The sequence below is a fragment of the Ketobacter alkanivorans genome (assembly GCF_002863865.1).
GTDB lineage: Bacteria > Pseudomonadota > Gammaproteobacteria > Pseudomonadales > Ketobacteraceae > Ketobacter > Ketobacter alkanivorans.
Genome location: NZ_CP022684.1, coordinates 2,316,403 through 2,327,522 on the forward strand (window position 1 = coordinate 2,316,403; position 11,120 = coordinate 2,327,522).

The following is an 11,120-nucleotide window of genomic DNA, read 5'->3' on the forward strand; positions in this document are numbered from 1 at the left end:
CCGTAGCAACAAAGTTCATATGAGGAATTGGTATAACTGGCTAAAATATTTTCTACGCGACACAGACACAATTTCGGCCCTGAGATTTCGCTTGATAGAGCGCCTGATCGGCCTGGGCAATCAAGTTGTCTGCAAGCTCTGGCAGCACCTCATCTGTCACCATCAATACGCCTATACTGATGGTAACCATAATACGCTGACCTTCGCACAACATTGGACACTTCGCGACATGGCTACGCAGGCTTTCCGCCATGGCAACAGCATCGCCTTCTGATGTACAAGGCATGATTATCACGAACTCCTCGCCACCGTATCGACACACCACTTCATCTTCTCTCTTTAACTTCTCCTGCAACAGCTTGCCTGTACTGCGTATACATTCATCACCGGCCAAATGGCCATGACTGTCATTCACCGTTTTGAAGTTATCAATATCCACCAGCAAGATGGCGAATGCTCGCTTCTTCTCTTGGCAAAGCAAGATATGGGATTCGAGCTGATCAATGAAAAAGCGCCTGTTTTTTAGGTTGGTTAATGCATCCTGCTCACTGACATGCTCAAGTTCCAGCTGGGCACGCTTTAGCTCCAGTGTTCTTTCCTTCACCCTCCGCTCCAGCACTAACGCATAATTTCTCTGCGCACGGGCTGCCTCCTCCAGGGCCACCTGGGATTGCTTTTGTTTGGCAATGGCCGTTTCTTTCGCGTTTTTTTCTCGCTTGACTGCTTTAATGGCCATTTCTTGGGCCTTTATCTTGATATTACGCTCTTCATGAAACTTGTCTCCCAGTGCTATGCAGAGGAGCACCATGTCAAACACAGCCCCCCATAACAATAGATTTTCTGTCGTTTGGTTCACCTCAATTAGACCAAACTTGTTCAACCCCATCACAAACGCCCCCGTCACATACATGGTCCACCCCATGACAAAAAGACGCGCAGGACGATAGCTCAACTTTGCTCGCGAAAACATGGCATTAATCACCATAAGCACAGCAAAGAAGCTCAGAAATGAAGAGCTGAATATTCCCCACTGACTTGGAATAAAGGGTGTCACCACAACACCAACAAACCCTAGATCACGAACCGCCCAATACACTCTATTTAATTTGAAATTTGAAGCGTTGATGCCAAGAAAAACACCACAGAACCACGTTGAGAAGCCAATAACGCTGAAAGTCGCCAAGCCGATACTCATGTTCTGAAACGTAGGATAACCATTCCAGATATAAGCATTACCCAACCCCTGCCAACTGCAGACAAAAAACAAAAGCGCGCTTGAATGCCCTACATACAACAGAAACGTGTTATCCCTGATGGTCAGGTAAAGAACAAAGTTATAGAGCATCATCGAGAACAGAATCCCAACAAAGATTCCAAACAGTGAATCCTGCTGCTCTCTCTTGGTCAGGAATTCCATATCAGATATTATTTCGGCTGGAATCTGCAATGCAGTGTCAGACTTAACCCACAGGTAGAACGTATATTGCGTATCGCTTTCCACATATATTGGATAAACTGGCATACGCATGCCACCCAACATCAAGACCGGCTCTGTCTCTCCACGCTTGTGCACAAAGAACTGCATTTCCGTCAGGATGGCATTGTGGATCCACAAGTACCAAACCCCTTCAGCCAACTCATTCTCAGAAAGTGACAATCGAAACCAGTAAGGCTCTGATGTAAACCCGAGGTTCGGTGCCTTCCATGGTGAAGTCTGCCAAACCATGTCACCATCGCGCACATCGTCTACCGAGTATCCTTCATCCAGCACATACAACCAATCCCCTGCTTGAATGCTATGGCCAGACACCACTGCAGGCGCACTCGATAAAAACAGACACAACAGTGCCGCCAGTACGTTACGCAAAACTCTGGCCCTCATTATCCTGCTGCATGACCACGCGGTTTCGCCCAAGTTCTTTTGCCTGGTAAAGAGCCGCATCTGCCAGCGCCACCAGTGCTTCAGGGCGCAGGTGTTTTCCAGGCCAAATGGACGCGCCCCCTATGCTGATGGTTATGTGGTCTGGACCCTGAGATCCGGCAAGAAGCGTAGATTCAATAGCCCCGCGAATCTTTTCTGCCAATGTCTGCGCCGTTTCTTTTGATGTATTCTCCAGTACGATCGCAAACTCCTCTCCTCCAAATCTAAACAGAATCCCTCCACCTTCTTTTGACATTCTTGCCAAGGCATCGGCTACGCTTATAAGGCAATGATCCCCTACCAAATGGCCGTACTGATCGTTAATTGATTTAAAGTGATCAACATCAATCATTAACAGGCTAAGCTCTGTCCTGTCTTTCCTGGCGACCTTGAACACATCATTAATAGTTTCGTTGAAATGACGGCGATTGAACACACCCGTCAACGGGTCGAGTTTCACCAGATCCTCTAAGCGATCAGTTGTTTGTTTCAGTTCCGCTGTACGCTCTTCAATCTCCGCCTCTAATCTTTCATTCGCTTCCTTCTGTATGCTGAGGGTGAGTTCTTTCGCCTCCCTTGTGATCTCTTCACTCCTCAATATATTCTGCTTTTCTTCGCGCTCCGTATCCAGCGATCGCAACAGTATGCTTTTCGCCCTAATGGCCTGTTCTTTCTCACTGTTGATACGATCGCCCAATGCCATTGAAAAAAGGATGACTTCAATTACAGTGCCAACTGACATAGTCTGCTCTGTCCATGCATTTACTGAGATCCAGCCCAACTTATTGAGCAGAAACAATAGCGACCCCACTAACAGCACGACCCAACCAGCGGTAAAAATCTGCATTGGGCGATCATTTGAACTGTAGTAGGTAAAAATTGCTATAAAGCCTAAGGCAATGGCCAGCACTCCAACTCCTATCATGAGATACAATCTCAAGCCATCCGGCAGATACCAGATAAACAGCGCACAGGCCAACGCGCTCCATCGCGCCACCTCGACCAACGGCAGCAGTGGAAACTTACGTATTCGCAACTGCATGAACCAACTCGCAAAGCTGATTGCAAAAAATATCGTCGCGAAAGCAGATACAAATACGGAGACTGCCGACAGCATCAACTGGTCAGGCCAGAAAAAACGGTATCCAAATCCCTTCACGCATATCTGCAACATCAAAAAGCCAAATACCGACCCGACATAAGCTAGGTAAAGAGGATCTCGCAAAGTGGTGTAAAGAAAGAAGTTATACAGCAACATGATGAACAACGACCCCAACAACACACCTGTAAGGATCGTTTCCAGCTCATCAAATGCAGCAAATTTTTGTATCGGCCACAACGCTAACGGAAATTGAACGGCATGGAATGACGCTACACGAAAATACAACGTCAAATTACTCTCACCTTGCGCACTAATAGGAACAACAAAATAACGATGCAGTATGGCACGATCAGTAATCTTACGTTGCGCCCCCCCTGAATACTGATCGATTAACTCGCCATCCGATGAAACCAAGAAGATATCAACGTAATCCAACAGTACGTTTGATAACACTAAGACCCACGAATTGTCCTCAACCGCCGTCTGTATCTCCAGACGAAACCAATACACATCAGAGGTGTGGCCAAAGTTAGGGATTCTTTCATTGGTTACCTGCCATTCCTGCTGACGCTTAACCACTTCCAGATCAGCATTACCGCTAGGGTCTTTCCAGATTGAAAGATATTCTCCGAGATATTGCCCTTCTATAGCACTATCCAGCGCCACGAGCTGCGCACGCGCCGGTTGTGGTAACGACAGGCTGACTAAAAGAACCAGCAGTACAGCCAGGGCCCATCGACCCTGCACTGCCAGCAATACATAACTACAATTCATCGGAGGAGTTTCTTGATTGATTCTTATAACTATAGAAACGACCCGGGAAATTCTCCATTACAGCCTGATTAGAGGCTGTGTCGTTTCGTAACCAGCTTAGATCTACTGGCGATAACCATACGCATTTATATGCATCTTCGATTGACCAACCTCATTTATGCAAAAGGTCCTGCCTTGCACCCAAAGCCAATGCGACTGCGCAGTCACACTGCTACCCTATGATTTGTAAGGTGGATTTCACCGATTTTTTTGCGGGTTACTGCTTTTACCTCCAGACTGGACATTATCGTCATTGATTTTTTGTGGCAGGCCGGTATGTTTGCCTCCCAATAACTCCACGCATTCAGCACCCGATATTCTGAATATGGCAGCACCGGATCACACTATGAGCAGTACGTCTTCACCCAGTTTTTTCAAACAGGCCTATTTTTTCGCACGCAATGCTATTGAGCGTCGCACTAATACCGAAAAGTTCATCGTGGCAGACAAGACCCGGCATGAAGTTCTGTTTTCCGACGGACTGATGGAGCTGCGCTACTATCCTCAGCAGGATAGTCACACTTTTGAACTGGATGGCGACGCCGTCACTCCTCAAGCACAGCAACACAAGACCCCAATTCTGCTGGTGCCACCACTGGGTGTCTTCCATTGGATCTATGATTTAATGGCAGAACGCAGCTGGGTTCGCTTCTTGAATGCCAATGGGTTCCAGGTGTATCTCGTGAACTGGGGAGCACCATCCAAGCAGGATGCGGATCTATCGATCGACACCTACGTGAATCACTGGCTCAAAACCGCGGTTGATCAGGTACAGCAACACAGCGGCGAACGGCAGGTTTCACTGGTGGGCTATTGTATGGGTGGATTGCTGACACTGCTGTACGCCGGCGCTCATAACAACGGGCAGATTCGTAATATTGTTACCATCGCAAGCCCTATCGATTTTCATGCCAGCCATGCCTACGGTAAGTTGCTGGGCTGGGTTAAGCGCTACACCAAGCGGGTTCCGATACCTAAGGCCTTCGCAGATTCGAAACGCTTCCATGTTCCGGGCGACATCCTGTCGGTGTTGTTTAAGCTGACCAATCCTTTGGCAGGTGTGGTCAGTTATTTCGATTTGGTGAGGAACCTGTCTGACCGTGACTACGTGAAAGCACACCTCACCACGCGAGAGTGGTTTAACAATATGCCTGATTATCCTGGTGCCACTGTTCAACAACTGGTGTTCGATTTTGGTATCAAGAATGCATTGGCGGAAGGTCGAGTCCGAATCGGAGATCAGGTTTCTGATCTTTCCGCAATCAAAAGTAATTTACTTTCTTTCGCTGGCGCCAGCGACAAAATTGTCAGCATTGAGGCTGCCAAAAAAATAATGGATATTGGCACAATGGAAGACAAAACATTCATGGTTGTACCGGGCGGACACGCCGGAGTATTCGCAGGCGGTAAAGCCCAGGATCACACCTGGGTCATCACCGCACAGTGGTTGGCAGAGCGGTCTGACTAGCACACTGCCAAGCGGCTGACTAAACGCTAACTACTACACAGTAAACTCAGTAACCCAACAGTCGTGCAGGTTACACATACTGAGAGCATACGCGACACCGCGGTAATCCTTGATTTCATACTGGGAAACCGCCGCTTTGTCTTTCATGGGATCAAACAGAGTTTCACCCAATACGTTCATATTGGCATCCAGCAAAGTGTGCTTGATGATGTAGTGCTCATACTCGTTCATTTCATGCGGCGTGGTGACCATCACCATACCTTTCTGAGACTCCACCAATGGCGCATGTCCACCGGCCTTGGCGGCCCATCGCCCCGGGTTTTCTTTGGTATAATAGATTCCTCCAGCCAGGCTGGTTTTCAGCGCATTGCCAGATCCCGCCAATACCGGCTTGGCCACCAGCAACGATCCGGCAGCACCGGCCAGGCTCACGGCAAAAAACTTTCTACGATCCATCGTTCTCTCCTTATTGGTCGTTATCTGTGTACAGCGAATTCAGGCTAAGCCAATCCCTGCTGGCAGACAAGTAACTATTTCACGGGAATAATTAAGCTACATCAATATCAAGGGGATCATCTGCTCTATTATTAACACAGACTTATTAATTATGAGGCGGAACTTCATGCGCTGCGCTACTTGGTTGGTTTATTCATTGGTTTGTTTTTGTACATTTTCGGCCTCAGCATTTGCCGAAAGCCCACCGCCGCCCGATCTATCTAACCTGGAACAGGAAGCACAGGCCATCACCCAACAATTTGGCAAGGAACTGAAAACTGTGTTGCAGGCCACTATCATGACCAGCGGCCCAGTTGAAGCTATCCGGGTATGCAATACAAGCGCCCCTAAAATAGCGCAGCAGCTGGCTCAGCAGAAAGGGTGGGAGGTTGGCCGTACCAGCCACAAGGTGCGCAATCCTGATAATGCACCAGATCAATGGGAGCAGGACACCATAGCCCTGTGGCAGAATAAAATAGCCCGTGGCGCACCTGTAGAAAACATGAAAGCCTCACAGGTGATCGTACAAGGCGGCGTAGCCACATATCGATACATGAGTGCGATCCCGACAGGGGGTCTGTGCCTGAATTGCCACGGCACCAGCATTTCCGGCCCGGTCAATAACGCGCTGAATGATCTATACCCAACGGATCAGGCCACAGGCTTCATCAAGGGTGAGCTACGCGGTGCCTTTAGCCTGCAAAAAGCGCTTTAGCTGAGTTGCGCGTCATCCAAAATGGAAGGGAACAATGCCAACGGATCGGTACTGGCACCATCCAGATAGTGTTTTTTCAGCTCCGGTAATAACGCCTGCACTGACTCGCAGAGGAATGGCTCTTCCAGGGCAATTATCTGGTAGATGGCCCGCTTCAGCATTCCTTTGCGCAAAGTGCCGCCTTCATTGTTTTGAATGGAAATGGACTGTAAGAACGACGACCAGGACACCACCATCACCCAAATATTAAGAATAAGTGCGTCGATCTGCTCGGCATTTGCCCGCAACACCCCAGACTCCGCCATGGACAACAGAATTTTACGCCCATCGGCAACGGTACGGGATGAAAACTCACGATAAGCGATTCGCAGCCGGTCATCGTCTTGCAATAGATGATGCAAATCCTGATGCAGGAAGCGGAAATCCCACATGCTGTTCAGAATATCTTCCAGGTAATTAACCTTATCCTGGAAAGTGATGTCGCGCTCCTGAGGTACAGTCATGAAACCCCGCACCTGCTGTTCATACTGCAGAAACAGCTGGTATACGATCTCGTTCTTGTTGCGGAAATGGTAGTACAGGTTACCCGGACTGATATCCAGAGCCGCTGCAATGTGGTTAGTGGACACATTGCGCTCCCCTCGCCGGTTAAACAGCTTCAGACTTTCAAGCAGAATACGGTCTTTGGTCTTCATCGGATAAATAGACTACTCAGTATCAAATATACATAAATCATATCAGATCATTGCCCCCGTTTTGCCAGAACGGGGGCAATTAAATATAAATCCAATGATTTCAACAGGTTATTGGTTTTCCAGTTTTTCCCCCCAGCACACAACACCGCTATCATCCAATGCACAGGCGTGATAATAGCCCACCTGCACTTGGCGCGGATTGCTCAACGGTGGCACCTCGGTTACACCAAACTCACTCTGGCCCCAGCAAGAAAGCTGACCATCGTGGATCACACAACGCACCTCATCCGTAGAATCCATCGCGGTGATGTTCTGTAAGCCTTGCGGCTGTGACGCAATCAGCAGCTTATCGTCGGATCGCCCCTGACAGGAAAGGCCAGCCGTTCCCGCCACACACCAGCTGTGCCTGTCGACGTACATAAGGCTGGGATTGGCTATGCTCAGCTCCCACCCCTCAACTTCAGAAGCAGGCCAAAAATCGCCACTGCGCCGCCAACATTGCAGTTGATTGCCACTGGCAGTACAGCCTCCATTATCATCATTGGAATAGTCCCAAGCGGTAGGATTCAATAAAGCCTCATAACGAACAGGCTCACTTGCTATGCCCAATAACGTGCAGTCTACGCCACTGCTGTCCTGCCCACAGAGGCGACCGTTTTCGGAAAGCTCAAAGCTACTGGAATCCGCCAGGGCCACGGGTAATTCAACCAAGCCACCGGCAGCGTTAAAACAGCGCAGGCCCGCATCATCCAGCAGACAATAATGGGGTTCATCAAAGGCGGGCGCGCTAGTGCCAAACTGTCGCGGGTTCTGGGCAATCAGCGGAATGCTTACGCTTAGACCCGATCGATCCCAGCATTGAATGCCATCACCATCCAGCGCGCAGCTGCGTGAACCGGTCACATCGATCAAGCTGGGCTGGTTCAACGGTGGTACCCGGGTTTGACCGTCAAATCCTACCCCCCAACACTGATCACCCGTATCGTCGCGTGCGCAGACTCTGGCATCGTCGCCCCAGATTGCAACTGGATTGCTCAGATCTGGCAAAGAACCATCCATACTCCAACAAGCCACCTCGCCACCGCCCAATGCGCAGGCGAAATAACGGGTCACCACGAAATCGTCGACACTGGTTAACTGTGCTGGTGCTTCGTCAGCCAAAGCGCCCCAGCAGGTGAAACTATTACCCGTGCGCACGCAGCCAGCGCTTTCGCTGCCTATTTTGACTTCATCCGCATCGAATACGCTGGGGGCGTTGGCCATATTCCAGCAACTCAGGAAACCCGTGTCATTTACCCAGCACATGGTCTGCAAGCCATACCAATCCTGCGACACGATGGTACCTTTTGGTTGGAATACGGCATGGGCTGATCCGCTTGAACCTTCATACTCTGAGCACAGCGCAGGGCCCCACTCCACACAGCGAGTCGGTAGCGGCACCGTACATTGAGGATCAGGGCCACACCGATCTCCCGTTGCAGAAGACCAGCCAAGAAAATCCCAATCCGATGTATTGTGCGCTTTAAGAGTAGTAGCAAAGGGAACCCATTGGGCTTGGGTATAGGTTCCGCTACAGGTATCACCACAGTGAATTGTACTGCCTCCGGTCACCAGACCTTCTCCCGATTTTGTGACTGTGATCTGATATTCCAGCGGATCACTGCACGCCATTAAAGACATAGCCACCATCAGCAACATAAAACCTTGCATTAAATACCGCATAAGAACCCATCCTTTTTAATCCCAATTAAAATGCCTTACTGTGAACCCAAACAACTTCCACCCAAAGATTCCCCTCGGATGATGGTAGGCGTTACGCCAGCCGCCAAATCCTGCAGAAAACAACCATACTGGTGTTGAGGCTGAGGATATTGAAAGGTTACATGGTGGCCAGTCATAATGCCGTCTTCTGGGTAACGCACAACCGCTACTGTACGACCAGCCTGATTACCCGCAACAGGGGAGAACATTTGATCATAACCCGCGTTTTGCAAATATGGTAACAGCTGACTTTCGACCGGCAGATCCAACTCCTCATTAACAAAGTTCGCTCCCAGGCTGATCAAATAAGGGCGCTGCATAGGCAGAGTGACTTGCTCATCATAGTGACCTTCCACCACAAGAACCTGCGGTGGCGTTGTTGCCTGTTCTGGCGTCTGTAACCACTTTGCAACCTGCACCGAGGTGTTAGCAGGTGCCAAAGCCAACTCAGCCATCGCCCACACTGGATGGAACAAGTCGCTAGAGACCGTACCGGGTTCTACATTGAGATATATGTTTTCAATGGCACCGCCTATGTCGGTTTCACCAATGGAGTAAAACAACGCCAAGCCCAAACCAAAATCACCGGCCCCTGTGGCAACCAAACCCTGGTAGCCCTCATCATTTGCAGCAACCGAAGAGGCAGTCATGGAGCCCAGCGATTGCCCCATTACAGCTTGCATATCGGTGTCGAACTGGAACGATCCTGAAGCAGAATATGCCTCGGCACACAAACTGGCGTCCACCGACATATTCATCACCAAATTTCGATATAACGTACGCTCTGCCACCATTTGGGCAAAGTTATCTCGCATGGCTTGAGGATTGAGGAAATTATAGGTGGCGTGATTCAGCGTAAACCCGGGAATCAGATCCAGCAAAATATCCAGAAGGCGCAATTGTTCCTGGTGATCTGCACCCAGATGACCCGCCATGGCAGCCGTTGCCCAGCCTCGCTGTGCGGCTACCTGAGCCGGACTGCCCATGTACAATTGCGAACCATCCGCCTGCGTCAGGCCCCGCTCGAACACTTGCGTCGCTAATCCGCCAGTGCCATGATGATAGTGCAATATTGGAAAGCCGTTGGCAGGCATCTCCTGCTTGGGAATAGTCAGAATAATCGGCGCTGTGCGAGTGCCGCGTACAATCGGATTACCATCGGCATCATACTCGATCGTTCCGCTGGTAAAAAAGGGAACCACACCTTTCTGCAACACCGGCGACTGCCAGGTGGATTCCAGCACACAGTAATCGTCTGTCTCTTCACGCAGATGCCACTCAGCATCAGGCTGCGCTGGCTCCCATTGAGAAACCTTTTCCACAACATTTTTCATATAGCGGCTGGGGTTGCCTGTGGTCCAAACTGTGGCACCGATAATGTCATCCACTGGGATGTCATTAGCGCTGATATACTGGGCCAATGGCGCGTATACATCCCTGGCGTGGCGCGCCTCTCCAGGCAGCAGCAGAGGATTCACAAACCAGGGATTGTTACCTTTTAATAAAGCGGTCAACTCTGAATTGGGTTCGACGGATGCTGAGTTACTGGCAAATTCGCGACTGACAATCATCGCGTAAGTCGTGTTTTCACGTAACGGTTTACCTATTGGGCGCACCTGCAACAGATTTGAGGGTCGGTACTGATCTGCTTCAGTTGTTACGGCAACGCTCAGTGGATATCGGGTGCCATAATCGGGTGAATCAGGGTCGATATCCACCACCTGCACCGGTGCAGCGGCGCTATCAAAATCCGAGGCCGCCATGGCAGCAATGTGAGGTGCGACACTTAAGCCAGACTCAAACTGCATATATAACGGCATCGCCGGGGAGAACCCAAAATCTGTGTGGCCAATCAAGTATTTATAGGTGATAGAGAATAGCTGTAACGGTCGCGGAAAATCACGAACATCGATTTCATTGTCATCATTACGCAAATCAGTGGGAAACCCCTGACTGAAAAATCCATCACGCCAGGATATTTTTAGTACCATCTCCTCATCATTGAGCCACCCAGCCTGACACCCCATCGCCAGAGTCAGCACCGGCACCGTAAGCGCGCCCTTTATTATTTTTTGGAACGAATCCCTTTGTGGTAAAAGCACAGTTCTTCTCCTTAAACTTTCGCTTATATTTATTATTCATAGGAAGCT

At 49.6% G+C, this 11,120-nt stretch carries 8 protein-coding genes; 2 read left to right on the forward strand and 6 right to left on the reverse strand.

The features are described 5' to 3' along the window. Positions 1-52 precede the first annotated feature (52 nt). Together Kalk_RS10020 and Kalk_RS10025 are read right to left on the reverse strand one after the other, a co-directional pair. The gene (locus Kalk_RS10020; RefSeq protein WP_158643417.1) at positions 53-1,882 is read right to left on the reverse strand and encodes a sensor domain-containing diguanylate cyclase; all 1,830 of its coding nucleotides are present in this window, start codon (positions 1,880-1,882) and stop codon (positions 53-55) included. After that, positions 1,860-3,797, reverse strand: a complete 1,938-nt coding sequence (locus tag Kalk_RS10025) for a diguanylate cyclase (protein WP_101894114.1) — start codon at positions 3,795-3,797, stop codon at positions 1,860-1,862. The genes Kalk_RS10020 and Kalk_RS10025 overlap by 23 nt, the downstream gene beginning before the upstream one ends. Positions 3,798-4,182: 385 nt before the next feature. Here Kalk_RS10025 and Kalk_RS10030 point away from each other — a divergent pair, with 385 nt between their 5' ends. Further along, positions 4,183-5,304 carry an alpha/beta fold hydrolase gene (locus tag Kalk_RS10030; protein WP_101894115.1) on the forward strand — a complete coding sequence of 374 codons (1,122 nt, stop codon included), beginning with the start codon at positions 4,183-4,185 and terminating at the stop codon, positions 5,302-5,304. Between the two features lie 33 nt (positions 5,305-5,337). Here the strand turns inward: Kalk_RS10030 and Kalk_RS10035 are convergent, their stop codons facing one another. Continuing rightward, a complete protein-coding gene (locus Kalk_RS10035) occupies positions 5,338-5,760 on the reverse strand; it encodes a hypothetical protein (protein ID WP_101894116.1) in 423 nt (140 codons plus the stop codon). A gap of 166 nt (positions 5,761-5,926) precedes the next feature. Between Kalk_RS10035 and Kalk_RS10040 the strand changes: the two genes are divergently transcribed. Next, on the forward strand, positions 5,927-6,514 hold the full coding sequence (locus Kalk_RS10040) for a Tll0287-like domain-containing protein (protein WP_158643418.1): 588 nt from the start codon (positions 5,927-5,929) through the stop codon (positions 6,512-6,514). On the opposite strand, the gene Kalk_RS10045 is transcribed toward Kalk_RS10040, so the two are convergent. The 3 genes from Kalk_RS10045 to Kalk_RS10055 form a co-directional block, all read right to left on the reverse strand. Then, entirely contained in the window at positions 6,511-7,209 is a 699-nt protein-coding gene (locus Kalk_RS10045; protein WP_101894118.1) for a TetR/AcrR family transcriptional regulator, read from the reverse strand. The two genes, Kalk_RS10040 and Kalk_RS10045, sit on opposite strands and share 4 nt — an antisense overlap. A 108-nt stretch (positions 7,210-7,317) precedes the next feature. Continuing rightward, positions 7,318-8,931 carry an RCC1 domain-containing protein gene (locus Kalk_RS10050; protein WP_101894119.1) on the reverse strand — a complete coding sequence of 538 codons (1,614 nt, stop codon included), beginning with the start codon at positions 8,929-8,931 and terminating at the stop codon, positions 7,318-7,320. A 35-nt stretch (positions 8,932-8,966) separates the two neighbouring features. Beyond that, positions 8,967-11,072 (reverse strand): hypothetical protein, encoded by a 2,106-nt coding sequence (locus tag Kalk_RS10055; protein WP_101894120.1) that lies wholly within the window; start codon positions 11,070-11,072, stop codon positions 8,967-8,969. Positions 11,073-11,120: the final 48 nt, after the last annotated feature.

Excerpts from the sequence above, each read along its gene's own strand:
- Kalk_RS10025 (WP_101894114.1), bottom strand. The coding sequence starts at position 3,797 with ATGAATTGTAGTTATGTATTGCTGGCAGTGCAGGGTCGATGGGCCCTG.
- Kalk_RS10020 (WP_158643417.1), bottom strand. The coding sequence starts at position 1,882 with ATGAGGGCCAGAGTTTTGCGTAACGTACTGGCGGCACTGTTGTGTCTG.
- Kalk_RS10045 (WP_101894118.1), bottom strand. The coding sequence starts at position 7,209 with ATGAAGACCAAAGACCGTATTCTGCTTGAAAGTCTGAAGCTGTTTAAC.
- Kalk_RS10050 (WP_101894119.1), bottom strand. The coding sequence starts at position 8,931 with ATGCGGTATTTAATGCAAGGTTTTATGTTGCTGATGGTGGCTATGTCT.
- Kalk_RS10035 (WP_101894116.1), bottom strand. The coding sequence starts at position 5,760 with ATGGATCGTAGAAAGTTTTTTGCCGTGAGCCTGGCCGGTGCTGCCGGA.
- Kalk_RS10030 (WP_101894115.1), top strand. The coding sequence starts at position 4,183 with ATGAGCAGTACGTCTTCACCCAGTTTTTTCAAACAGGCCTATTTTTTC.
- Kalk_RS10040 (WP_158643418.1), top strand. The coding sequence starts at position 5,927 with ATGCGCTGCGCTACTTGGTTGGTTTATTCATTGGTTTGTTTTTGTACA.